The sequence below is a fragment of the Hymenobacter convexus genome (genome assembly GCF_030580955.1).
Classification (GTDB): domain Bacteria; phylum Bacteroidota; class Bacteroidia; order Cytophagales; family Hymenobacteraceae; genus Hymenobacter.
In genome coordinates, this window is the sequence record NZ_JAUQON010000004.1 from 276,520 (window position 1) to 301,219 (window position 24,700).

At 64.0% G+C, this 24,700-nt stretch carries 19 protein-coding genes and 1 tRNA gene; 14 read left to right on the forward strand and 6 right to left on the reverse strand.

Annotated elements, in window-relative coordinates; all coding sequences use genetic code 11:
• Window positions 1-26 precede the first annotated feature (26 nt).
• From Q4S41_RS10395 to Q4S41_RS10405, 3 genes are all read left to right on the forward strand, one after another.
• Window positions 27-1,937, forward strand: coding sequence for an LTA synthase family protein (locus tag Q4S41_RS10395; protein WP_305031043.1), 1,911 nt, complete (start codon window positions 27-29; stop codon window positions 1,935-1,937).
• A 192-nt stretch (window positions 1,938-2,129) separates the two neighbouring features.
• On the forward strand, window positions 2,130-3,281 hold the full coding sequence (locus Q4S41_RS10400) for a glycosyltransferase family 4 protein (protein ID WP_305031044.1): 1,152 nt from the start codon (window positions 2,130-2,132) through the stop codon (window positions 3,279-3,281).
• A 55-nt stretch (window positions 3,282-3,336) separates the two neighbouring features.
• The gene (locus Q4S41_RS10405) at window positions 3,337-4,299 is read left to right on the forward strand and encodes a glycosyltransferase family 2 protein (RefSeq protein WP_305031045.1); all 963 of its coding nucleotides are present in this window, start codon (window positions 3,337-3,339) and stop codon (window positions 4,297-4,299) included.
• On the opposite strand, the gene Q4S41_RS10410 is transcribed toward Q4S41_RS10405, so the two are convergent.
• On the reverse strand, window positions 4,287-5,345 hold the full coding sequence (locus Q4S41_RS10410) for a UbiA family prenyltransferase (protein WP_305031046.1): 1,059 nt from the start codon (window positions 5,343-5,345) through the stop codon (window positions 4,287-4,289). The genes Q4S41_RS10405 and Q4S41_RS10410 overlap by 13 nt on opposite strands.
• A 48-nt stretch (window positions 5,346-5,393) precedes the next feature.
• On the opposite strand from Q4S41_RS10410, the gene Q4S41_RS10415 reads away from it, so the two are divergent.
• The 6 genes from Q4S41_RS10415 to Q4S41_RS10440 all read left to right on the forward strand — a co-directional run bounded on the left by Q4S41_RS10415 (window position 5,394) and on the right by Q4S41_RS10440 (window position 12,207).
• The gene (locus Q4S41_RS10415) at window positions 5,394-6,224 is read left to right on the forward strand and encodes an ABC transporter permease (protein WP_305031047.1); all 831 of its coding nucleotides are present in this window, start codon (window positions 5,394-5,396) and stop codon (window positions 6,222-6,224) included.
• Complete coding sequence (locus Q4S41_RS10420; protein WP_305031048.1) at window positions 6,224-8,479, forward strand: cytochrome P450; 2,256 nt, start codon at window positions 6,224-6,226, stop codon at window positions 8,477-8,479. The genes Q4S41_RS10415 and Q4S41_RS10420 overlap by 1 nt, the downstream gene beginning before the upstream one ends.
• Window positions 8,479-9,729 (forward strand): ABC transporter ATP-binding protein, encoded by a 1,251-nt coding sequence (locus Q4S41_RS10425; RefSeq protein ID WP_305031049.1) that lies wholly within the window; start codon window positions 8,479-8,481, stop codon window positions 9,727-9,729. The genes Q4S41_RS10420 and Q4S41_RS10425 overlap by 1 nt, the downstream gene beginning before the upstream one ends.
• Window positions 9,717-10,796 carry a hypothetical protein gene (locus Q4S41_RS10430; protein ID WP_305031050.1) on the forward strand — a complete coding sequence of 360 codons (1,080 nt, stop codon included), beginning with the start codon at window positions 9,717-9,719 and terminating at the stop codon, window positions 10,794-10,796. The genes Q4S41_RS10425 and Q4S41_RS10430 overlap by 13 nt, the downstream gene beginning before the upstream one ends.
• Window positions 10,797-10,809: 13 nt before the next feature.
• Window positions 10,810-10,968 carry a hypothetical protein gene (locus Q4S41_RS10435; RefSeq protein WP_305031051.1) on the forward strand — a complete coding sequence of 53 codons (159 nt, stop codon included), beginning with the start codon at window positions 10,810-10,812 and terminating at the stop codon, window positions 10,966-10,968.
• A 111-nt stretch (window positions 10,969-11,079) separates the two neighbouring features.
• A complete protein-coding gene (locus tag Q4S41_RS10440) occupies window positions 11,080-12,207 on the forward strand; it encodes an acyltransferase family protein (RefSeq protein ID WP_305031052.1) in 1,128 nt (375 codons plus the stop codon).
• Here the strand turns inward: Q4S41_RS10440 and Q4S41_RS10445 are convergent.
• Entirely contained in the window at window positions 12,196-12,669 is a 474-nt protein-coding gene (locus Q4S41_RS10445; RefSeq protein ID WP_305031053.1) for a type I restriction enzyme HsdR N-terminal domain-containing protein, read from the reverse strand. The genes Q4S41_RS10440 and Q4S41_RS10445 overlap by 12 nt on opposite strands.
• Before the next feature lie 120 nt (window positions 12,670-12,789).
• Between Q4S41_RS10445 and Q4S41_RS10450 the strand changes: the two genes are divergently transcribed.
• Together Q4S41_RS10450 and Q4S41_RS10455 are read left to right on the forward strand one after the other, a co-directional pair.
• Entirely contained in the window at window positions 12,790-13,560 is a 771-nt protein-coding gene (locus tag Q4S41_RS10450) for an AMP nucleosidase (RefSeq protein WP_305031054.1), read from the forward strand.
• 167 nt (window positions 13,561-13,727) lie between these two features.
• Window positions 13,728-15,395 carry an amidohydrolase gene (locus Q4S41_RS10455; RefSeq protein WP_305031055.1) on the forward strand — a complete coding sequence of 556 codons (1,668 nt, stop codon included), beginning with the start codon at window positions 13,728-13,730 and terminating at the stop codon, window positions 15,393-15,395.
• A 153-nt stretch (window positions 15,396-15,548) separates the two neighbouring features.
• Here Q4S41_RS10455 and Q4S41_RS10460 read toward each other — a convergent pair whose 3' ends face one another.
• Both Q4S41_RS10460 and Q4S41_RS10465 read right to left on the reverse strand, forming a co-directional pair.
• Complete coding sequence (locus Q4S41_RS10460) at window positions 15,549-16,058, reverse strand: DinB family protein (RefSeq protein WP_305031056.1); 510 nt, start codon at window positions 16,056-16,058, stop codon at window positions 15,549-15,551.
• A gap of 51 nt (window positions 16,059-16,109) precedes the next feature.
• On the reverse strand, window positions 16,110-17,537 hold the full coding sequence (locus Q4S41_RS10465) for an MFS transporter (protein ID WP_305031057.1): 1,428 nt from the start codon (window positions 17,535-17,537) through the stop codon (window positions 16,110-16,112).
• A 100-nt stretch (window positions 17,538-17,637) separates the two neighbouring features.
• Here Q4S41_RS10465 and Q4S41_RS10470 point away from each other — a divergent pair, with 100 nt between their 5' ends.
• The 3 genes from Q4S41_RS10470 to Q4S41_RS10480 all read left to right on the forward strand — a co-directional run bounded on the left by Q4S41_RS10470 (window position 17,638) and on the right by Q4S41_RS10480 (window position 23,224).
• On the forward strand, window positions 17,638-19,017 hold the full coding sequence (locus Q4S41_RS10470) for a DUF3696 domain-containing protein (protein ID WP_305031058.1): 1,380 nt from the start codon (window positions 17,638-17,640) through the stop codon (window positions 19,015-19,017).
• 3 nt (window positions 19,018-19,020) lie between these two features.
• Entirely contained in the window at window positions 19,021-19,512 is a 492-nt protein-coding gene (locus tag Q4S41_RS10475; RefSeq protein WP_305031060.1) for a hypothetical protein, read from the forward strand.
• A gap of 181 nt (window positions 19,513-19,693) precedes the next feature.
• On the forward strand, window positions 19,694-23,224 hold the full coding sequence (locus tag Q4S41_RS10480; protein ID WP_305031061.1) for a DUF7948 domain-containing protein: 3,531 nt from the start codon (window positions 19,694-19,696) through the stop codon (window positions 23,222-23,224).
• Window positions 23,225-23,298: 74 nt separating this feature from the next.
• On the opposite strand, the gene Q4S41_RS10485 is transcribed toward Q4S41_RS10480, so the two are convergent.
• Both Q4S41_RS10485 and Q4S41_RS10490 read right to left on the reverse strand, forming a co-directional pair.
• A tRNA-Ser gene (locus tag Q4S41_RS10485) sits at window positions 23,299-23,386 on the reverse strand.
• 119 nt (window positions 23,387-23,505) lie between these two features.
• Window positions 23,506-24,594, reverse strand: coding sequence for an asparaginase (locus Q4S41_RS10490; protein ID WP_305031062.1), 1,089 nt, complete (start codon window positions 24,592-24,594; stop codon window positions 23,506-23,508).
• Window positions 24,595-24,700 lie beyond the last annotated feature (106 nt).

Here is a 24,700-nt window from a genome sequence, read left to right on the forward strand (position 1 = left end):
TCTTAATTCTTAATTTTTAATTGACGTTGATTCCTTTCCCTGCCATTCGCCTGCTGCTGCGCCGCCTTGCTTTGCTGATGGGCGTGTACACGCTGCTGCGGCTGGGCTTTTACGCGTTCAACTTTGCCACGTTTCGGGACATCGATACAGGCTCGGTACTGCTGGCATTTGTGCACGGGCTGCGCTTTGATGTGGCGGCTTTGCTGTGGCTGAATTTGCCGCTGGTGCTGTTTTCGCTGCTGGTGCCGGTGCGCAGCCGGGCGGGGCAGCAGTGGCTGCGGGGGCTGTTTGTGCTGGTGAATCTGCTGGGCTTTTTGCTGAACGTCATCGACTGGCAGTATTTCAAGTTCATCGGGCGGCGGCTGAGCAACGAATGGCACACCATCGGCGACGACCTGGCCCGGCAGGCCGGCCAGATTGGGCTGCACTACTGGTACCTGGCCATTCCGCTGCTGGGGCTGGGGTACCTGCTGTGGCGCCTGTGCCCCATGCCCACCCGGGCCGAGCTAGCGGTGCCGCCGCCCCACGGCCGGCAGTGGCTGGGCCGGGCGCTGGAATTTGCCGTGGTGGTGGGCCTGGTGGTGCTGGGCCTGCGCGGTGGCTGGCAGCTAAAGCCCCTGCGCACGGGCACCGCCTTCGAGCAGCAGCCCGCCGTGCTGGGCCACCTGGCCCTGAACAGCACCTTCACGGTGCTGAAATCCTTCGACGAAACGCCGGTGGAGCGCGTGCACTATTTCGCCAATACGGCCGCGCTGCGGCCGGCCCTGGCGGCCGCGCCGGTGCCCACCCGGGCCTCCGGGCCGGTAGCCAACAACGTGGTGCTGCTGCTCATCGAAAGCTTTGGTTCGGAATACACGGGCGTGGAAAACGGCGGACGCGGCGGCTACACGCCGTTTTTTGACTCCCTGGCCACGGCGCCGGGCGCACTGCTCATGCGCGACAACTACGCCAATGGCCGCCGCTCCATTGAGGCGCTGCCGGCCGTGCTCTCGGGCCTGCCCTCGCTGATGGACGAGCCCTTTATCACCTCCAGCTTCCAGACGGCCGAGGTGCACGGGCTGGGCGAAATCCTGCGCCGCCACGGCTACGCCACGGCCATGTACCACGCCGGCACCAACGGCACCATGGGCTTCGATATGTTCAGCGGCATGGCGGGCATGCAGCGCTACTACGGCCTCAACGAATACCCCGGCGGCGCCAAAAGCCTTGACTACGACGGCCACTGGGGCATTTTTGATGAGCCCTACCTGCAGTATTTCAACCGGCAGCTGACGGCTACCAAACAGCCGTTTTTTGCCACGCTCTTCACCCTGAGCGCCCACGACCCCTTCACCATCCCGGCGCAGTACAAGGGGCAGTTCCCGGCGGGCACACTGCCCATTCACCCCACTATTGCCTACACGGATTTGGCGTTGCGGCGCTTTTTCCAGGCGGCCAGCCGGGAGCCGTGGTTTGCGAATACGCTGTTCGTGCTGACGGCCGACCACACGTCACAGACCGACCAGCCCGGCTACCAAAGCCCGCTGGGCAACCACAAGACGCCGTTGCTTTTCTATCGGCCCGGCCAGCCGCTGCCGGCCGCAAACCCGCACCGCATCACCCAGCAGGCCGACGTGCCGGCCACGGTGCTCGACGTGCTGGGGCTGCCCCAGGAGCAAAAGCAGCTGCTTCCCTTCGGCTCCTCGGTGTTTGACGCGGGCAGCCCGGGCCGCGCCCTGTTCCGCGACGGCGACTCGTATTATTTGGTGCATTCGGATTTTGTGACCGAACTGACCAACAAAAACGACGTTCGGCTTTACCCCTATCAAACTCATTTCATGCCCACCAAGCCGGTTGCCAACCCCAACCCCGCCTTGGTGCAGAAGTACGGCAACGAATTGCGCGCCTGCGTGCAATTTTACGTAAACGGACTGGTTGACAACCAGTTGTACAAATAGCTTTACCTGCTTAAACTTTGGGTGTTCTTCATTATAGTAAAGCATAGTCAGTTGTTGGGCTCTTTCGCGCAACAATAGCCCCCCGCTAGTTTATTCTATTACAAAATATGACATGTTCATGTCATGGCGCGGCAGGACAATTGACACGACCTTTGCGGCAGCTCTCAACGAGCGGTTCCATTTTTGCTGCCCATGCGCTTCGTTATTATCAGTTCCTGCATGCATCCCTGGGGCGGCAGCGAAGAGCTTTGGGCAGAAGCAGCCCTGTGCCTGCAACAGGCCGGCCACCAGGTTTCGGTTCTGAAAACAGTTTTTGAGGCGCAACACCCCCGGGTGCGACAGTTGCGGGCCGCGGGGTGCGCGGTGGAGGGCTTAAACCAACATTCGGGATTCGCTAGGCGGGTAGCCAACAGAGCCCTGCCGGCCCGCTGGCAGTGGACGCTGCTCGACAGCCAGGTGGCGGAGGTGGGGCAGCACCTGCGGCAGGCCCAACCCGATTTGGTGGTGGTGGCGCAGGGCTCGAACTTCGACGGCATCCTGTTTGCCGATGCCTGCCGACGCGGCAACCACCCGTTCGTGCTCATTGCCCAAAAAGCGGCCGAAATTTTTTTCCCGCCGGTGCAGCAGCGGGCGGCGGCCCGGCTGGCTTACCCGGCGGCCCGGCACTGCTACTTCGTGTCGAGGCACAACCTGGCGCTGACCCAGTACCAACTGGGCCTGGCGCTGGACCGTGCCAGTGTGGTGCCCAACCCGTTCAACGTGCCGCACGCCGGGGAGCTGCCCTGGCCGGCGCCGGGGGCCGTGGTGCGGCTGGCGTGCGTGGCCCGGCTGGAGGTGCTGGACAAAGGACAGGACGTGCTGCTGCAGGTGCTGGCGCTGCCCAAGTGGCGGCAGCGCCCCTTGCACGTTTCTTTTTTTGGCAGTGGCGTGGACGGGCCCGCCCTGCAGGACATGGCCGCGCTGCTTGGCCTGGCCGGGCGGGTGACCTGGGCCGGGCAGGTGCCCGACATTGCGGCCGTGTGGGCCAGCCACCACGCCCTGGTGCTGTCGTCGCGCTTCGAGGGCCTGCCCCTGGCCTTGATTGAAGCCATGCTGTGCGGCCGGCCCGCCGTTGCCACGGCGGCGGGCGGCACCGCCGAACTGCTCATCGACAACGAAACGGGGTTTCTAGCCGGCGCCGCCACGGTGGCTGCCCTCGACGAAGCCCTGGAGCGGGCCTGGGCGCGCCAGGCCGAATGGCCGGCCCTGGGCCAGCGCGCCGCCGCCCACGCCCGGGCCCAGGTACCGGCCGAGCCCGGCCGGCTGCTCAGCCAGCTCCTTTTGCACCAAGCTGCCACCGCCTAAGAAGTTATAAGCCACCGCATAATTGTTCTTTCTATACCCAAACTTCTACCCCTCCATGCAGCCCGGCTTAGTTTCCGTCATCATCCCGACCTACAACCGGGGCCACCTGGTGGGCGACGCCATTCGCAGCGTTTTGGCCCAGGACTACGCCCCCAAACAAATCATTGTAGTCGATGACGGCTCGACGGATGAGACGCGCCGAATTGTGGCAGGCTTTGCGGGGGTGGAGTACCATTACCAGGCGAACCAGGGGCAGGCGGCGGCCCGCAACGCCGGCCTGCGCCACAGCCGGGGCGAGTACGTGGCCTCGCTCGACTCGGACGACATCTGGGACCCGACTTTTCTGACCGCCGGCATCGACCAGCTGCCGCCGGAGCGCAGCATTGTGTTTATGAACTGGCGCACCAGCAACGGCAACAAAGGGCTGGAATCGTTTTTTCGGCGGGCGGCGGTGCGGCGGCGCTACCTCACGCGGGCCCTCGGCAGCTGGTGGCACCTCGATGCGGCCCAAACGCGCCGCATGGTGCTGGAAATCTGCCCGGCGCCTTCCTCGGCCCTGATAATTCGGCGCTCGGCCATGCCCGGGGGCTGGAACGAGCAGATGCGCATTGCCGACGACTGGTGCCTGTTGCTGGACATTGTGCTGCACCGGCCCACGGCGGCGGCCTTCACCATGGCGCCGCACTGGCTGAAACGCGTGCAGGGCGACAACATTTACGACGGACGCAGCCACACGGCCCTGGCCCAGGAGCTAAGCGCCCACGACGAACCCCTGCTCCTGCGGCGCCACCAGGACCAGCTGAGCCGGTCGGAAATCGCCATTTTTCAGCAGCAGCAGGCCGAGCATTACGTCAATTACGCCTACACCAGCTACAAGCATTCGGAAAAAAACGCCATGCTTCGCCACATGCTGGCGGCCTTTCGGCTGGCGCCCTTGGCCACCGGCTGCTGCATTGTGCGGGAGGTGGCCACTTATGTAAAGACCCATTATTCCAACCGATACGCTCATTCGGCATGAAGCAGCCGCTGCATTTTGCCACCGAGCACGGCCAGGGCCGCCCCCCACAGGCGCAGCCGCTGCCAGCTGTGCAAGCCAAACAGCCCGATGTGCAGGGCCAGCACCCCGGCGTCGGCGGGGTGGCGCAAGGCCTGCCCCAGCAGCAGGGCCAGGGGGTAGTACACTTCGTAGTAGTCGTTGAGCAGCAGGTGCTGGCCGGCCTTGGGCTGCGCGATGACCACCGGCTGCTGCCACACGCGGGCCCGCAGGTAGGTGATGCCGCCGTAGAGGGCCAGGGCCACTCCGGCCAGCGGCTGGCGGCCAAGGTAGAGCAGCAGCCCCAGGCCGGCGGCCTCCAGCCCCAGGGCGGCCAGGGCGAGCCGGCGGCCCGCCGGCTCGCCCCGCCGCACCACGAAGGTGCCGACGCCCGCCCGCGTGTCGTTGGCGGCATCGCCCAGCTGGTGCCACAGGATGTTGCGCAGCCCGCAGCCCACGGCCCAGGCGCCCACCGCCGCCAGCCACAGGCCCGAGGGTGGCGTACCCGCCCACTGGCTGACCAGCGCGGCGGTGAGCAGCTGCGGAAAAAGGTGGGCGCCGGCCATATCGGCCAGCAGGCCCCAGCCGCCGCGCACCTTGAGGCGCACCGGCGGCAGCGAGTACAGCGAGTAGGCCACCCAGGCCCCCAGGTAGAGGCCGGCGGCCATCGGGCTGACTTGCCAGAAATAAATGCCTATCAAAAGGCCCGCCGCTGCACAGCCGGCCAGCAGGGCCACCACTACGCGGGGCGACTGCCCGGCCAGGCGGTTGGGCTTGTCGGCGGCGTGGTCGTCGGCCCGGTCGGTCCAGTCGTTGAGCACGCTCACGTAGGTGGCGCCCACCGTGAGGGCCAGCAGCAACAGCAGCAGGCGCGGCAGCAAAGGCCACAAGGACACTTGCGCAAAGGCGGCGGTGGCGTAGGCCGTGGCGAGAATCGGGGCGAACTTGAATGCCCACCACTCGCTGGCGCGGGCCATCCGCAGCAACGCATAAGCAGCCCCTGATGCGGGCGGCGTCCTATTATCCATCATCCTTATAGCGGCGCGAGCTGAAGCCCCGCGGTTGCAACGTTACCCCAAATGAAGGAAACAATTTACACTTCACAGTCGCCCTTGCTGGCGCCGCGCGTCTTTTTGCGCGACGTGCGGGCCGATTTGGGCGTGGTGTACCGCATCGGCTGGCAGCTGTTTGTGCGCAACCTCAAGGTGCAGGTGCGCCAGAGCCTGCTGGGTTACGCCTGGCTGCTATTGCCGTCGTTGGTGACCGGGCTGGTCTGGGTTTTTCTGGGACGCAGCCGGGTGCTGAACGTGGCGTCGGGCAACGTGCCCTACCCGGCGTTTGTGCTGGCGGGCGTGTTTCTGTGGCAGGGCTTCGTGGAGGCGCTCAACTGCCCCTTGCAGCAGCTTTCCAACGCCAAGGCCACCCTGGCCAAGGTGCGCGTGCCGCACGAGGCCTTTGTGGCGGCCGGAATGGCCGTAGTGGTGTTCAACAGCCTATTGCGGCTGCTGGTGCTGCTAGGCCTGATGCTGTGGTTTGGGGTGCCCTTCACCAGCAAGCTGGCCTTGGTGCCGCTGGGGCTGGGCGCGCTGCTGGTGCTGGGGCTGGCCCTGGGCTGGCTGCTGGCGTTGCTGGGCTTGCTTTACGCCGACGTGGCCCAGGCCCTGCCCGTGGTGCTAAACCTGTGGTTTCTGGTGACGCCCGTGGTGTACTCGCCGCCCGCCAACTTTGCCAGGTGGCTCAACCTGAACCCCGTGACGCCCCTGCTTCTCACTACTCGCAACTGGCTGCTGGCGGGCGCGGCGGCTCCTGCGCCCGGGTTCTGGCTGGTGGCGGGGCTGGCGGGGCTGGCGTTGTTTGCCAACTGGCTGGCCTACCGTTTTGCCACGCCGCACCTTATTGCCCGTTTTTAATGCTCCGCTCCTTGCCCCGGGCCCTAGTGGCCCGCTACGCGCCGCCCGTTTTCAAAAAGCTGCTGCGCCGCACCTGGCGGCGGGTGCAGGGGCTGCGGGCGCGTGGCCCGGCCCCGCGCCTGGTGTTCGCCTTTGCCGGGCGCACCGAGTACGCCCCCGGCACGGGCCGCGAGCTGTACGCGCACGAGCCGGTTTTCCGGGCCACCATTCAGGAATGCGAGCGCATCAGCACGCAGGTGCTGGGGGGGCCGTCCATCATCGGTAACTTCACCGGGCTGCCCGAACCGGATTTTTTCGCCGATGAGGCCCGCCTCATGGTGACGAGTGCGGTGATGCAGCTGGCCCTTGTGGACCTGTGGCTGGCCCAAGGGGTGCAGCCCTCCGCCATCCTAGGCATTAGCTTGGGCGAAGCGGCGGCCGTATATGCCGCCGGCGGGCTAAGCCTGACGGATGCCATGCGCGTGTGCCTCTGCTACTGCGCCGTAAGCCAGGCAACTACGCGCAACTACGCGCTGCTGGTGGTGCAGGGCGACGCGGCGACGGTGGGCCGGCTGGCGGCGGAGTGCCCTACCGAGTTATTTGTGGTTTTGGTGCTGAACGCCGGCAGCTGCCTAGCTTTTTGTCCCCAGCCAGCGGTGGAAGTGGCCCGGCAGTACCTGGCGGCCCACGCCATGGCCAGTACCGCCCCGCCCACCCGGCCCATCTGGCCCTACCATTCGCCGCACCTGGCTTGGCACCTCGATGCGCTGCGCGGGCCCCTGCACGGCTTGCAGCCCCAACCCCTGGCCTTGCCCTGCTACCTGGCCAGGGCGGGCGGCCGGGTCCCCGTTGGCACGGTGCTGGGCATTGAGTATTGGCTGGCGCTTATTCAATACCCGGTGAATGCTCACGCCGCATTAGAGGCAACGCTGGCCGATGGCTATTCGCTGTTTTTGCCCATCGGGGCCGCCCCTTTTCCTTTCCTGACGGAGCCCGCGCAACGCGCCGTCCTCCGGGCGGTTCAGGTACTACCGGCGTTGCGGCCGGATGAGCCGGAACGGAGCACACTGGCCGCCTGCCGGCAGCAACTTACTGATTACAAAGTGTTAACCTCTAATGCGCTGGCCCGGCCGGCGCTCAGCCCCACCGATTTCGTGGGTCAGTTTTCGCTCCGCGCGCTGGCCTCCGCGGCCGACCCTTACCCCGCTTTTGCGCATCTGCACCGGTTGGGCAGCTTGCATTTTGCGCCGAGCGAAGGCGGCTGGCTGGTGCTGAGCGTGGAGCTGGTGAATGCGGTACTGCGCGAGCCGACGGTATTTTCCAGCACTATCAACTCGGATTTCGATACCGAGCTCATCGGGGCCGACCCGCCCCTGCACACCCTCAACCGGCAGCTGCTGCAGTCCTTCTTCGCGCCCAAAGAGCTGGCCGCGCTGCGCGGTTTCACCGAGGGCATGGTGACTGAGCTGGCGGGGGCAGCGCAGGGCCGGCCTTCCTTCGATTTTGTGACGGAACTGGTGATTCCGCTGACCCAGGCGGTGAGTGCGCGGCTGCTGGGCCTCAGCACCGCCGAGCGCCAGCAGCTGCAAGCCAGCCTGCCCGGCCCCACCTACGCGCTGGGCTACGTGGCGGAGCTGAACAATTACCTGGTCAATTACTTCGGGCAGAAGCAGCCGACAGAGGAGCCCCTGCTCCTGAACCGCCTGCTACTGCTTATCCGCGACGACCAGACAACTGTGGCAGTGGCCGTCAGCCTGGCCCAAACCATGTGGATGGCCAGCATCACCACCACCAGCATGCTGATAAGCAACGCGGTGCACTACCTGCTCACCCACCCCGTGGTGGCCGACCAGCTGCGTGTCCAGCCCGAACTCATCGATGCGTTTATCGAGGAAATTCTGCGCCTGGAGCCGCCGCTCGGGGCTTTGTGGCGCACCGTCATCCGGCCCGTGACCCTAGGTGGCCAGGAAATTCCGGCCGGTGCCTCCGTGGTGTGCAGCATCGTGGCGGCCAACCGCGACCCGGCCCGCTACACCCGCCCCGATGAGCTGGACCTGCACCGCCGCCCCGCGCGGCACCTTTCCTTCGGCGGCGGCGTGCATGCCTGCCTGGGGGCGCACCTGGCCCGGCTGGAGGCGCGGGTGGTGGTGGAGTGGCTGCTGGCCCACGGCCCCGCCCTGCGCCTGACCAACGCCTCGGCCCCGCCCGAGTACTTTCCGACCCAGCATTTCCGGGCCCTAGCCACCCTGCCCCTCACCTTACAGCCCACCACCTGATGGCCGCCCCCACTACCCCGCCGGACGCCGTGGTTACGGTGCGTAACCTGTCCAAAAAATACTGCCGCCAGCTGCGCACCTCGCTCTGGTACGGGCTGCGCGATATCGCGGCCGAGGCCTGGCCGGGCGCCCGGCCGCCGGCCCAGCTGCGCCGCGACGAGTTCTGGAGCCTGCACGAGTTGTCGTTTGAGCTGCGCCGGGGCGAGGCGCTGGCCATCATTGGGGCCAACGGGGCCGGCAAAAGCACGCTGCTCAAGCTGCTCAACGGCCTCATCAAGCCCGATGCCGGCAGCATCCGCCTGCGGGGCCGGGTGGGCGCCCTCATCGAGCTGGGCGCGGGCCTCGACCCGGTGCTGACCGGCCGCGAGAACATCTTTCTGCGGGCGGCGCTGCTGGGCGTGGGCCGCGCGCAGGCGCTGCCGCTGCTGCCGGCCATCATCGAGTTTACGGGCCTGGGCGAGGCCATTGAGATGCCCGTGCAGTTCTACAGCTCGGGCATGGTGGCGCGCCTGGCCTACGCCGTGGCCGCCCACCTGCACCCCGACGTGCTGCTGGTGGACGAAGTGCTGGCCGTGGGCGACTTCGACTTTCAGCGCAAGTGCATTCACCACATGATGAGCTACTTGGCATCGGGAGGCTCGCTCATTCTGGTGTCGCACCAGCCCCACCACATTCAGGCGGTGTGCCGGCGCGGCCTCGTGCTGGAGAAGGGCCGGCTGGCGTTTGAAGGGACGGCCACCGAGGCGCTGGACTATTATTTTTTCCGGCAGCTGGCCGACGCCGACCGCGCGGCGCAGGCGCAGCCCGTGCCGACGTTGAGCCCGGCGCGCCCCGTGGTCATTGAGGAGTTGGTCATCACAGGCGCCGGGGCGGTGGTCCTGGCCGGCGAGGCGGTGACCGTGGCCCTGACGTACCAGGCCCTGCAGCCGCAGGAAAACACCTGCTGGGGATTCTTTTTCTACACGCCCGATGGCAGCACGTGCATCACCGGGGCGTACTCCCAATCGGCGCGGCTGGCGGCCGGGCGGCATCAGCTCGCCTGCCGCCTGCCGCGCCTGCCGCTCACGGCCGGCGAATACCTGGTAAAATCCATCGTGGCCGAGCTGACAACCCTGCAGCCCCTGGCCATGCGGGGCTGGGAAGACGCCCCCACCCGGCTGCGGGTCGAAACCCCGGAGGCCAGCCTGCAGGCCAATGCCCACCGCATGCTCCAACAACTCACCACTTTGGAAGTAGAATGGAACCACTAACCCCGTCCGCCGTTGCCCCGCCCCACCCCACTGCCATTGCGCAGGCCCTGGCCCGGGGCGTGACTTACCTGGAGCAGCACCAGTACCCCAACGGCGAGTTTTGCAGCTACTTCGCGCCCGATGACGCCATCCAAGGGTGGTGCCTGCCCGATAGTGCCGTGTTTCCGGCGGCGCTGGTGGCGGGCTGCCTGCTGTGGCTGCCCCTCACGCCGCAGGTGGATGGCATCCTGACGCGCGCCACCACCTTTTTTGAGCACCAGATGAACCACGGCGGCTTGTGGAACCACTTCACGACGCTCCACCGCTGGCGCCACACCTGCCCGCTCGATGTGGACGACACCGCCTGCGTGTCGGCCATTCTGCGGGCCCGGGGGGTGGCCTGCCCCCGCCCCAGCAACGTGCCGCTGCTGCTCGCCAACCGCAACAAGCAGGGGCTGTTCTACTCCTGGTTTCTGCTGCGCCTGCGCTGGAACCGCAACCGCACCTACTGGCGCGTGACGCTACCGGAGCTGCTGCGGCCCGTGCAAAGCCTGCTGTTCTGGTTCAACGTGGAAGCCAGCCGCAACGACGTGGACGGCGTGGTGAATGCCAACGCGCTGTACTACCTCGGCCCCGGCCCCGAAACCCAGCCCATCGTAGACTTCCTGCTGCGCATCATCGCCGAAAAGCGGGAAGCCGACTGCGACCTCTGGTACCGCGACGCGCATTTCGTGTACTACTTTTTTACCCGGGCCTACCACAGCGGCGTGCCGGCGCTGGAGCCCCTGCGCCAGCCCATCATCGACCGCATTCTGGCCCGTGCCCGGCCCGACGGCCGGCTGGGCGATACCCTGGCCGACACCGCCTGGGCCGCGTGTAGCCTGCTCAACCTCGGCAGCTACCCACCGGAGTTGACCGCCGCCATCAATTATCTGCTTAAAAAGCAAGAAGCCGCCGGCAACTGGCCGCGCTGGCTGCTGTACTACGGCGGCCCCAAAAAGCGCATGGGCTGGGGCTCAGAGGAAATGACCACCGGCTTTTGCCTCGAAGCGCTGGCCCGCTACCAGGCCAGCCTGCTCACGACGTAACCCTTGTCGCCTGATGGAACCACTTTCCCCGGTGCCCGCCGGCCGCTATGCGGAATTGGATTTGCTGCGCTTTCTGGCCAGTCTGGCCGTGGTGCTCTTGCATTTCACCTACAGCATACAGCGGGCGGCGTGCTGGTGCTGCTGCTGGCCTGGGCCGCCCACGCGCTGGTAGAGCGCCCCCTGAGCCGGCGGCAGGGCCAATGGCTCACCCTGCTGCTGGCAGCTGCGCGCCTGCGCCTTAGCTAATTACCTGTCCTTTTTGCCACCTCCGGTTCCGCTGCTCATGCCTCAGCATCTCGAAAAAGTCAACGTGCTGCGCGGTGCAGCCATCATGCTCGTGTTTGGCTACCATTCCCTGCTTGTCGTCTTTGGGCAGTACGAAATCTATGATTTCAGCCCCTCCGGCCTTTGGATTGATTTTGCGCGGTATGCCCCCGGGCGAATTGTGCTGGGCCTGACGCCTCCGGGCCTGGGCGCGCAGGGCGTGACGCTGTTTCTGGTTATTTCGGGCTTCCTCATTCACTGGGGCTTCCTGAAAAGCGGGGCCACTTTCCGTCCCGGCGAGTTTTTCAGCAAGCGCTTCTGGCGCATCTACCCGCCTTACCTGGTGGCGGTGGCCGTGTTTGGCCTCACCCTCGGCACGGGCGGGCAGTGGAGCCTGCTCACCCACCTCACGCTCACCCACAACCTGTTCGAGCGCACCTTTTTCACCATCAATCCCTCGTTCTGGTCGTTGGCGCTTGAAGCGCAGCTGTACGTGCTGTATCCGGTGTTTTTGCTGCTGCGCCGCTGGCTGGGGGGCGTAGGCAAGGCCACGCTGGCCGTGGCGGCTCTCGCGGGGCTGGCCATGGCGCTGGAAATTGGCGGGCAAACCCGTTCCCCCACGCTTTGGCTTTCCGTGCTCAACCTCTGGATTGTGTGGGCGCTGGGGGCCTATTTTGGCGAGCAATTCTTCCAGGGCAGGCGCGTCTTCAGGCGCGGGTCCGCCCACCTGGCGGGCGCCTACGGGCTGCTCACCCTGTCCGCACTTACGCCGGTGTATGCGTTGCTGGGCCGGGCGCTGTTCAGCCTGTTTTTCATTTGCCTGATGGACTGGTACCTGCACCGGCCCGCATCCGCTGCATCAGCAGTTGGGCAGGTGCTGACGGGCCTCGTGGCGCGGGTAGGCCTGTATAGCTACAGCATCTACCTGTTTCATCAGCCCTTCCTGGCCGACATCATTCAGTTCCTAAGTTTCGGGCAGCAGAGCAAGCCGGTGCTGGGCCTGGCCGTGGCCGCGTCATTTGCGCTCCTGTTCGCCATCGCCCACTTCACCTACCACTGGCTCGAGCTGCCGGCCATTCACTGGGGCAAAGCGCTGGATGCCCGGTGGCAACGGCCCGGGCCCGCCGCCGCTGTTTCAAAGACTTGATTTTAGTTTCACCGCGTCGGGGAAGGCCGGTATTTCGGCCAGCCGCTCGTTCGTGCGCGCCACGAAATCGACGCGCCAGCAGTAGTGCACCAGGCCGTTGGTGAGCAGCAGCAGCGGTGCGCCAATGGTTTGGTTGTAGGTGGAGGCCTGCCGAGCCACGGCCGCGTCGATGGCCACAACGGGCGCCTTACACTCCACCAGTAGCAGGGGCTGGCCGGCGGGGTCGAGGGCCAGCAGGTCAGTGCGCTTTTGGCGCTGGTTGTAGCGCAGGCCGCGCTCCAGGGCCAGCAGGCCGCGCGGGTAGCCCAGGTCGTTTATCAAAAAGTGCACGACGTGCTGGCGCACCCACTCCTCGGGCGTGAGCACAACGTGCTTACGCCGGAGAATATCCCAGATAAGGGGTTGATTTGTGGCCGATTTCGTAAGTTTGGCCTCGAAAGGCGGCAGGTCCAGGGCTTGCATCACCTCCAAAGGTAGGGGTCTGGTATCGAGTGACTGAGCAACTGAGTGGCTAAGTGACTCCGGAACGCATACCCTTTTCTCACTCCCGAACTTAGCCATTCAGCCACTCAAAGCACCTTTATGAAGACCAAAGAAGAAATTGTCAACAACTGGCTGCCGCGCTACACGGGCGTGCCTCTGAACGAGTTTGGGCAGTACATCCTGCTCACCAATTTCAGCAACTACGTGTACATGTTTGCCGAGCAGTTCGACTGCGAAGTGCGCGGCCTCGATAAGCCGATGCAGACCGCCACGGCCCACGGCATCACCATCATCAACTTCGGCATGGGCTCGCCCATGGCCGCCACGGTAATGGATTTGCTCTCGGCCATCAAGCCCAAAGCGGCGCTGTTTCTGGGCAAGTGCGGCGGCCTGAAAAAGACCAAGCTCGGCGACCTGGTGCTGCCCATCGCAGCCATTCGCGGCGACGGTACTTCCGACGACTACCTGCCCAAGGAAATTCCGGCCCTGCCTTCCTTCCGCCTGCAACGCGCGGTTTCGTCGATGATTAAGAAGCACGAGCTGGACTACTATACCGGCACCGTATACACCACCAACCGCCGCGTGTGGGAGCACGACCAGGAGTTCAAGGACTACCTGCGCCGGGTGCGCGCCCTGGCCGTGGACATGGAAACGGCCACCATTTTCGTGTGCGGCTTCATGAACGAAATCCCCCACGGCGCGCTGCTGCTGGTGAGCGACAACCCGATGACGCCCGAGGGCGTGAAAACGTCGGAATCAGACTCGAAAGTGACCACCAACTTCGTGAAGCAGCACCTGCAAATCGGCATCGAGTCGCTGCAGGAGCTGCAGTTCTCGGGCGAGTCGGTGAAGCACATGCGCTTCGAGTAGGCTGCGCTTAATTTGACGATTCCGGAACGTCATGCTGAGCGAAGCCGAAGTATCTCTACCGCAATACTAAAATTGATTAGTTGCGCGGTAGAGATGCTTCGGCTGCGCTCAGCATGACGTTCTTTTTTGCTTTTCCTCACCGGGATTTCCCGTTCAAAACTCCCCGTATGGCCCTTTTATCCTCTCCACTTTTTCTAAAAACCGCCGCGCCGCTGCTGGCACTCACGTTGCTCAGCAGCTGCGGCGCCAAGCGCGAGGCCGTGGATTTGCTCGTGACCAACGCCACGGTCTACACGGTGGATTCAACCTTCTCAAAAGCCGAAGCTTTTGCCGTGAAGGACGGCAAATTTGTAGCCGTGGGCCCGGCCGCCGACTTGAAAGCTAGGTATCAGGCGGCGCAGGAAGTAGACGCGGGCGGCAAATTTATTTACCCTGGCTTTTACGACGCCCACTGCCACTTCTACCGCTACTCGCTGGGTTTGAGCTCCGCCGACTTGGTGGGCACCGCATCCTGGGAAGACGTGCTGCAGAAGCTGCAGCTGCACCGGCAGAAGTACCCGCAAGCGGCTTGGCTGCTGGGCCGCGGCTGGGACCAGAACGACTGGCCAAACAAGCAATTCCCCACCAAAGACCGGCTCGACCAGTTGTTTCCGGACGTGCCAGTGGCGTTGATTCGGGTGGACGGCCACGCGGCCATTGTCAACCAAAAGGCCTTGGACCTGGCCGGCGTGACGGCCGCCACGCCCATCAGCGGCGGCACTATCACGCGGGACGCCCAGGGCCGCCTCACCGGCTTGCTCGTGGATAATGCCACCCGCCTGGTCGGCAAGAACATTGCCGAGCCTTCGGCGGCCGAAGCGGCCCAGTTGCTGCTGCAAGGCCAGCAAAACTGCCTGGCCGTGGGCCTTACCAGCCTCGCCGACGCCGGCCTCGACAAAGCCAACATCGACCAGATGGCCGCCCTGCAGCAGCAAAAGAAGCTCAAGCTACGCCTCTACACCATGTTGAATCCGACGCCCGAAAACCGGGCGTATTACCTGAAAAACGGTCCGGTGCTCACCGACCAGCTCACCGTCAACTCCTTCAAGGTGTACGCCGACGGGGCGCTGGGCTCGCGCGGCGCCTGCCTGGTGAAACCGTACGCCGACCGGCCGAAGGAAACTGGCTTCCTGCTGTCCACCGTGAAGGAATTCCGCGCCCTGGCCAAGGAGATTGCCGCCTCAAAATTTCAGATGAACACCCACGCCATTGGCGACTCGGCCAACCGCATCATCCTCAACATCTACGGCGAGGCGCTGAAGGGCCAGCAGGACCGGCGCTGGCGCATCGAGCACGCCCAGGTCATCACCCCGGCCGACATGCCCAAGTTCGGGCAGTTCGGCATCGTGCCCTCGGTGCAGCCCACCCACGCCACTTCCGATATGTACTGGGCCGGCGAGCGCCTGGGCGCTGAGCGCCTGAAAACGGCCTACGCCTACAAAGAACTGCTCAAGCAATACGGTCAGTTGGCCTTGGGCTCCGATTTTCCGGTGGAAAACATCAACCCGCTGTACGGCTTCCACGCGGCCGTGGCCCGGCAGGATGCGAAGAATTTCCCCGCCACCGGCTTCCAGATGGAAAACGCCATTTCGCGCCCCGACGCCCTGCGCGGCATGACCACCTGGGCCGCCCACGCCGGCTTCGAAGAAAAGCGCAAAGGCCAGATTACCCCCGGCATGCTGGCCGATTTTGTGGTGCTGGACACCGACTTGCTGACCGCGCCGAAGGCAAAGCTGCGCGACGCCCAGGTGCTGCAAACATGGATTGGCGGGGAGAAGGTGTTTGGGCGGAAGTAGTAGAGAAATAATATGAAAGGCAAAAAGGAACATCATGCTGAGCGCAGTCGAAGCATCTCTACTGCTGCACTAAAATCAAATTAGTTGCGCGGTAGAGATGCTTCGACTACACTCAGCATGACGTTCCCTTTTATGCCTTACAAATCGGGCAGATTATTTCTCGTCGGCGCTCGGGCCGTACAGGCCGGGCACCGGGATATCCAACAGCCGCAAATAAACCGTGAGCTGGCCGCGATGGTGGATGCTGTGGTTCAGCCCCATAATGCGGATGGCGGTGCCTTTGGGATAGTCGAACACGACGTGCTCGCCGCGGTGCAGCTTGAAGTTTTGGGTCAGTTTCTCGTCGTCGCTCCGTTGGAGCTCCCGTTTCAGGGTTGCGCTGTACTCGTCGAACCGGGCCAACAGTTCCTCCAGGCTGGTGGGCGTGGGGCCGGGCTTGGGCGCGTTGGGGTCGAGGAAATCGCGCGAGTCGTGGGTAACGAAGAGAGTGTTGAAGGCCAACAGGTTTACGACGTGGGTGGCCAGCTGCCACAGGCTCATGCTTTTAGGGTGGGGCTTGTAGTCAGCCTTGTCAAATGGGACGCGTTCGAGCGTTTTGCGGGTCTGGGTTAGCTCGTGATTGAGTTCAGCCAAAATGTTTTTCTGAATGGAGGAGGTGTACATGGAGCGCTAAAAGGGTGAGAATTTGTTGCGAAGTACGCCAAAAACCACCAGCTACCGCGCCATCGGCGCGCCCATTTCGGCCGCGGCGGAAGCGGGCGGCGGGCCGGGCAGGGGAATAGGCCCCAGCGAGTCTTCGCGCAGCTTCTTGCCGCGCAGCTGGAGCAGGAAAATCAGCCCCAGGATGAAGAACACAATCAGGGCCAGCAGGCTGTTGCGCATCGAGCCCGTTACTTGGTTGATGATGCCGAACGTGGCCGTGCCAATAACGATGCTGAGCTTCTCGGTCACGTCGAAAAAGCTGAAAAAGGCGGCCGAATTGGGCGTGTTTTCGGGGATAATTTTGGAGTAGGTGCTACGGCTTAGGCTCTGGATGGCGCCCATGGTGAGGCCGATGACGGCGGCCAGCGCGTAGAAGCTCCAGCCGGCTTGCACGAAGTAGCCGGCGATGCAAATCAGCATCCAGATGAACACCGACCAGCTCAGGGCCCGGGTGTTGCCGATGCGCTCGGAGAGCTTGGCGAACAGGTAGGCGCCCGCGATGGCCACTACCTGCAGCAGCAGAATGGTGAGGATGAGCGCGCCCGATTCGAGGTGCAGCTCGTCGGTACCGAAGAGCGTAGCCACGTACATCACCGTTTGCACGCCCATGTTGTAGGTGAAGTAGGCAAGCAGGAACTTCTTCACGTTGGGCAGCTGCTTGAGCTGGTCCCACACCTTGCCCAGCTCGTGAAAACCGTTGAGCAGCCAGCCGCCTTTGGCCTCGGGCGCATCGGCGGGGCGGCCGCGGTCGGGCGGCAGCGTGGCGAAGGGAATCTGAGCGAAGCCGGCCCACCACAGGCCCGTGAGCAGGAAGGAAATCTGGGCGGCGCGCTCGGCATCAATGCCTATTTTGTCGTGAAACTGGTTTATCACCAAGCAAATGACGAGCAAAATTACCGAGCCAATGTAGCCCATCGAAAAGCCCTTGGCCGAGAGGGAATCAAACTTTTCTTCGCTGCTGATTTCGGGCAAATACGAATTGTAGAACACGATGCTGCCCGAAAAGCCCACCGTGGCCGCCACGAAAATGAACGTGGACAGGGTGAGCGTGGCCGGCGAGAAGAAAAACAGCCCCGCGCACGAGGCCGCCCCTATGTAGCAAAAAATTTGCAAAAACAGCTTCTTACGCCCCGAAAAGTCGGCCAGCGACGTGAGGAAGGGGCTCACGATGGCAATGAGCAGAAACGACACCGAAATGGCGTAGTTCAGCAGCGACGAGCCCGGCACCATCATGCCCAGGAAACTCACGGGGCTTTGGCCGCTGTCGGTGTGCGTTATCTGCTTGATGACGCTGGACCAGTAAATGGGGAAGATAGAGCTCGTAATCACCAGTGGGTACACCGAGTTGGCCCAGTCGTAGAAGGTCCAGCCGGTGGTGATGCGCTTGTTGTCTTTCTCGAAGCCGGAATTGGCTGCGGAGGGAGTCGAAGTTGGGGTCATATCGGGTGGCGCGGGGTTAGGGAGTGACGCCGGGAAGGTAACGGGTTTTTAAGGTTCAGGTTGGGCGGGCGGTTCGGCGTTTGTTCGTTTCCTTCGCATCATGTTAGAAAAGCTGCGCATCCAAAACTTCAAGTCCTGGCAGGACACCGGCGACATTGCCTTTGGCAGCCTCACCGGCTTCTTCGGCACCAACTCCTCGGGCAAGTCCAGCATCCTGCAGTTCCTGCTGATGCTCAAGCAGACGGTGGAATCGTCGGATAGGTCGCGGGTGCTACATCTGGGGGATGATAAGTCGTATGTAGACTTGGGGACGATGTATGATATAATGCACAATCATGCAGACCCAAGTCAATTATCCTTTTCTTTTGATTGGACTGAGCCAGTAGAAAGCTTTGAATTTGGTGACTCATTGTCAGACTTGCTATCTACATATTCAGAATCTTCACCGCCGTATAGGTTCTCTGCGGTTGTGAGTACTGACCAAGATAAGATTACCCTTCAAAAATTCGCTTACACTCATTTTAACAGTCAATACAATTTTGAGATTACCGAAGAAGATGCTCATTGGGGCGCTCATTACGGATTTAGAATTAGTAATTTACGCTCGTCTAAAGAAAAGACAGTAGAAGGTTCCTTTCGAAATCCAGCCAATTTCTTTGGCGTGCCCAACGGTGTATATCTAAATTATCCTCTTATTGAAGATGAACTTCAAAGAGTAGAAGAATCATTCTACAATTTCTTCGAGCAGATTTACTACTTGGGTCCGCTTCGTGAATATCCTCGTCGGCTGTATTCTTGGGCAGGTGATAAGCCACAGGGTGTAGGTGACAGAGGTGAAGACATAGTTGCAGCTCTGCTTGCTTCGCGCCAACAAGGTCCGTCAATTATAATTTCTGACGACCAGCCCAAGCGAAACGTCGAGGAACACGTGGCCCATTGGCTGAAAGAGCTGGGCCTGATTTACTCCTTCAAAGTGCAGCCCATTGCTCCGAATCGCAAGGAATACGAGGTGCGAATTCAGCGGACGGCCGAGTCGGCGAGCGTGTTTCTGACGGATGTGGGCTTTGGCGTGTCGCAGATTCTGCCGGTGCTCGTGCTGCTGTTTTACGTGCCGGAAGGCAGTACCGTGATACTGGAGCAGCCCGAGATTCACCTGCACCCGGCCGTGCAGGCGGGGCTGGCCGATGTGTTCATCGACGCCATCAAGCGGCGCAAGCTCCAGATTGTGCTGGAGAGCCACAGCGAGCACCTGTTGCAGCGCCTGCAACGGCGCATGGCTGAGGAGGTGATTACGCCAGAAGCCATTAAGCTCTACTTCACCTCCATTCAGCAAGGCCGCTCGGAGCTGACCACACTGGATTTGGACGAGTACGGCAATATCCGCAACTGGCCGGAAGGCTTCTTCGGTGATACGCTGGGCGAGGCTGCCGCCATGATGGAAGCCGAAATGAAGCGCCGGATGCGCGAGCAACAAGCGTAGCCAATGCACTATCTCATCGATACGAACGTGCCGCTGGCGGCCAATGGCAAATCCAGCGCGGAGCCGCCCTGTGTGCTGGCAGCGGTTCAACGGCTCCGACAATTGCAACGCGGCGAAGTGCTGGTGCTGGACGACAGCTTCCTCATTTTGAAGGAATACCAGAACAAGCTTAGCCCCACCGGACAGCCTGGTGTGGGCGATGCCTTTTTGCTCTGGGCCTGGCGCAACCATACCAATCCACAGCACTGCGAGCTGGTCACGCTGGAACTGGCGGATGACGGCAGCTTTGCCGCCTTTCCCACCGACCCGGCCCTGATGGCCTTCGACCCTTCCGACCGCAAGTTTGTGGCGGCAGCCCGCACGCACCCGGCCAATCCGCCCATCGTGAACGCCACCGATACCGACTGGCACAAGGACCACGCGGCCCTGGCGCAAAACGCGGTTCGTATCGAATTCATCTGCCCGGCCGAAATGGCCCGACCGCGTTCCGTATAGGCGGCTGCCTGGCACCAATGCCGCCAGATTCTGTTGCCAATTAGACGTTACCAAATCACTAAGCCCGACAATAAATCCGGGAATTAGCCGGAACTTTGCATTCGGAAAGCTAGGCCCTGCCCCCAGCGGGGCTTTTCTATGTCCGTTTGCGCTTCTTTTTCCCCCACCTTCACCCCTTTTCATGCGTCGTACCCTTACGCGTTGGCTCTGCCTGGGCAGTGCCTTATTTACCTTTTCTAGTGCGGTGGCCGGGCCGGCCCCGGTGGCCCCCATCCCGGCCGATGCCCACCCGCTACGCTTCGTGCCCAACCAGCGGCAGTGGGAACAGCCCATTCTGTTTGCGGCCGATGTGCCGGCCGGGCGGCTCTTCCTGGAGCGCGGGCGCCTGCTGGTGGCCCGCTACGATGCCCCCGCCGTGGACCGCGCCCACCACGCGCCTCGCGTGAAGGGCCAGCAGGTCCGCATTGGCGGGCACGCTTATTCGGTGAATTTCGAGGGCGCCAACGTCCGGCCCGAGGTGCGCGGCGAGCAGCCCACTGGCGAGCATTTCAACTACTTCCTTGGCAACGACCAGAGCCGCTGGGCCACCCACGTGCCGGCCTATACCGATGTGCGCTACCAGCAGCTCTACCCCGGCACCGACCTGCGCTTTTACTCGCGCGGCCCGGTGATGGAGTACGATTTTGAGCTGGCCGCCGGGGCCGACGCCGGCCGCATCCGGCTGCGCTACGAGGGCCAGCAGTCGCTGACGGTGGTGAATGGCGCCCTGCACATCGGCACCAGCGTGGGCCGCGTCACGGAGCAGAAGCCCTTTGCCTACCAGGTAATTGACGGGCGGCGCGTGGCCGTGCCCTGCCGGTACGTACTGGGGCCGCGCCACACGGTGAGCTTCGGCCTGCCGAAGGGCTACGACCATACCCGGCCGCTGGTCATCGACCCCGTGCTGGTGTATTCGACCTATTCCGGGGCCATAGCGCGCTTCAACTGGGGCTACACCGCCTGCCCCGACACGCTGGGCAACCTCTACGCGGCGGGCATCAACTTCACGGCCGGCTACCCCACCACCCAGGGCGCCTACCAGTTCAACTACCGCGCCGCCAAGGACATCGTTATCAGCAAGTACAACCCGGCCGCGCCGGTGGGCACCAGCAGCCTCGTGTACGCCACCTACCTCGGCGGCACCGACGACGAATACCCCCACAGCCTGGTGGTGAACCGCGCCAACGAGCTGGTGATGCTCGGCAGCACCGAATCGACCAACTTCCCCATGCCCGCCACTACCTACCGCCGCACCCTGGCCGGCGGCATCGACCTAGTGCTGGCCAAGCTTTCGGCCAACGGCAGCAGCCTGCTGGGCGCCACCTACATGGGCGGCACCTCCGACGACGGCCGCCTGCCTACTACCAGTAACCTGTACAATAACTACGGCGACGACTTCCGCGGCGACGTGATAACCGACCGCCAGAACAACGTGTACTTCACCTCGGGCACGCTCTCGGCCGTTTTCCCCACCAGCGCCGGCGCCTACCAGACCGCCCGGCGCGGCACCCAGGACGCGGTGGTGGTGAAGCTCAACGCCAACCTGACGGGCATGATTTGGAGCACCTACCTCGGCGGCACCCGGGAGGACGCGGCCTACAGCATTCAGCTCGATAGCCTAAACGGCGTATTTGTGGCCGGCGGCACCACCAGCACCGACTTCCCCGGCACCGCGGGCGGCCTGCGCGCTACCGCCGGCGGCGGCCCGGCCGATGGTTTCGTGGCCCACCTCTCGCCCACCGGCACCACCTTGGTACAGGCCAGCTACCTGGGCACCAGCAGTTACGACCAGGCCTATTTCGTGCAGCTCGACCGCAAAGCCGCCGTATACGTGCTGGGCCAGACCAACGGCGCCTACCCCGTGACGGCCGGCACCTACCGCAACGCCAACAGCCGCCAGTTCATCCAGAAGCTGAATTACCAGCTCACCAGCAGCGTATTTTCGACGGTACTCGGCAACGGCGCTGGCAATGTGAGCACCGCGAACCCCTACCCGTCGAACCTGGCGCCCACGGCGTTTCTGGTTGATAATTGCGGGCAGATTCTGCTCTCGGGCTACGGCGCGGCCAGCATCGCGGGTATGCCCGTCACGCCCGACGCCCTGCGCCTGACGGCCACCAACAGCACGGCCAGCAGCGCCGCCCAGGCCAATACCGATACCTACGGCTACCTCTACATCATGCAGCTGTCGGCCAACGCGCGGCGGCTGGTGTATGGCACTTACTTCGGCACCGGAACTACGCACGTGGATGGCGGCACGTCGCGGTTTGATAAGCGCGGCATCATCTACCAAGCCATCTGCGTGCGCGCCCAGCCGAATGGCAACCCGCCGCCCGCCATCCTCACCACGCCCAACGCCGTGGCCCGCACTATGGTGGGCGCCGGCGAAACCACCAGCGCGGCCCTCAAGCTCGACATCGTGCGCCTCGACGCCAGCTTCGTGCCGGCCGCCAACGGCGTGGCCAACACCCGCTCCGGCTGCGCGCCGCTCACCGTCACGTTCAGCCGCGCCACGCCATCCAACAACGGCACCACCTGGAACTTCGGCAACGGCCAGACTTCGACCCAGCCCAACAACGTGAGCGTGACCTACACCACGCCCGGCCGCTATCCCGTCAGCCTCACCGCCTACGACTCGACCAGCTGCCAGGCCGCCGTCATCGGCCGCGACACGGTGACGGTGTTCGGCCTGCCCCGCGCCGCTCTTGGCCCCGACGTCACGGTGTGCCCCGGTTCCTCGGCCACACTCACGGTGACGGGGGCCACGCCCGCGCAATCGGCCACTTACCAATGGAGCCCGGCCACCGGCCTCAATACCACCGCCGGCCCGATAGTGGTGGCTACGCCCGCCGTCACGACCACCTACATCATGACGGCTTCCACCCCGGGCGGCTGCGTCACCCGCGACACCATCGTGGTGAACGTGCGCAGCGCCGTGGCGGTGACCGTGCCCACGCCGGGGGCCCTATGCCCCGGCACCACGGCCACCCTCACGGCCGGCGACGCCGGCACCGGCGCCACCTACGCCTGGAGCCCCGCCACCGGCCTGAGCAGCATCACCGGTCGCACCGTGACGGCCAACCCCACCGCCACCACCACCTACACCGTGCGCGTGACCACGGCCGCCGGCTGCACGGGCACGGCCAGCACCACCGTCACCCGCCTGGGCATCCCGCAGATTCTGCTGCGCGCCACCCCGCGCCTGCCGGTTGACGGCCAGCCCGTCGTCTTTGCCGATACGCTCCAGAGCGTGCTGCCCCTTAGCAACCGCCGCTGGGACTTCGGCGACGGCCAGACCGGCACCGGCCTCACGCCCACGCACACCTACGCCGCGCCCGGCACCTACACCGTGCGCCTGAACGCCGACGTGACCGCCACGGGCTGCCCGATAGTGGCCACGCTCACGCTGGTGGTGGGCGAGTCCCGCGCATTCACGTCGCCCAATGTTATCACCCCCAACGGCGACAGCAAAAACGAAGATTTCCGCCCCTACGTGACCAAAGAGCCGGTTTCGGTGCAGATTTTCACCCGCTGGGGCCGCAAGGTGTTCGAGCAGGAAAACTACACCCAGGGCTGGGGCAGCGCCCCCGACGTGGCCCCCGGCGTGTACTATTACCAGTTGCGCAGCGCCTCGGGCCAAACCTGGAAAGGCTGGCTCGAAGTGGTGAAGTAGCCCAGCTCCCAAACACAAAAAAGCCCGTTTCCAAATTGGAAACGGGCTTTTTTGTTGGCTAATAGCTTAGCTAGCTGAGGGGATGGGATTCGAACCCACGATGAGCTTGAGACCCATACACACTTTCCAGGCGTGCTCCTTCGACCACTCGGACACCCCTCAAGGTTTGTGGTTCGTGGGGCAAAGATAGGGCGGCTTAGCTGGCCGGGCAAGTAGAACGAAGTAGCGCGGACTTTTAGTCCGCGAGTTAAACTAAATCACTCGCGGACTAAAAGTCCGCGCTACAGCGTGATTTCGCCGCGTAAGTCGGTGGCCAGCAGCTCGCGGGTGCGGGCCTCGCTCAGGCCCAGGCCCAGCACGAACATGAGCTTGGTCACGGCCGCTTCGGTGGTGATGTCCTCGCCGCCCACGATGCCCATTTCCGCGAAGCGGGCGCTGGTTTCGTACTTGCCCTGCACCACGCGGCCTTCCTCGCACTGGCTCACGTTGAGCAGCCACACGCCGCGCTGGCGCGCCTCAGCCAGGCAATTCAGGAACCACTCGGCGGTAGGCGCGTTGCCCGAGCCGTAGGTTTCGAGCACACAGCCCCGCAGGCCCGGCACGCCCAGCACGGCCGACACGACGGCCTCGGTGATGCCGGGGAACAGGGGCAGCACGGCCACGCCGGTTTCCATGTTTTCGTGCACCTTGAGGCGGGTGGCGGGCAGCAGGCGGATGCTTTTGTCGTCAAACTCCAGGCCGATGCCGGCCCGGGCCAGCGGCGGGTAATTCTCGCTTTTGAACGCGGCAAATTGCTGGCTTTCTACCTTTTTGGCCCGGGTGCCGCGGATGAGGATGTCGTTGAAAAACACGCACACCTCCGGCACCCGCACGGTGTGGCCGCGCGGGTGCCGGGCGGCGGCGATTTCCAGCGCCGTGATGAGGTTGCGCTGGGCGTCGGAGCGGTTGGCGCCCACGGGCACCTGCGCCCCAGTGAACACCACCGGCTTGCCCAAATGCTCCAGAATGTAGCTCAGCGCCGCCGCCGAGTAGGCCATGGTATCGGTGCCGTGCAGCACCACGAAGCCGTCGAATTCAGTATAGTGCCGGCCGATGAGCTGGGCCAGATACAGCCAGTCCTGAGGTGTCACGTTGCTGCTGTCGATGGGCGCGGGCAGGCTCAGCAGCTCCAGCCGGAAAGGCAAGCGCGTGAGCTCGTGCATCTTGCGGTCGAGCCGGCCAAACTTCATGGGCACCAGCCCGCCGCTGCGGTTCACAGCCATGCCCACCGTGCCGCCGGTGTAGATGATGAGCAGGCGCGGGGCGGTGGTATCGGTGGCGTCGGCGCGGGTGGGCAGGGGGAGCAGCGGCAGGTTGAGGTCGTAGGACATGGGTGGGAAGGCGTGAAGGAGGAAATTGCCGCCGCAAGGTAGGCGCGGCGGTTTTTTCGGGCGCGGGCAGCCCGGCGCGGGCATCTGCCGTATTGCGGGAGGTTCT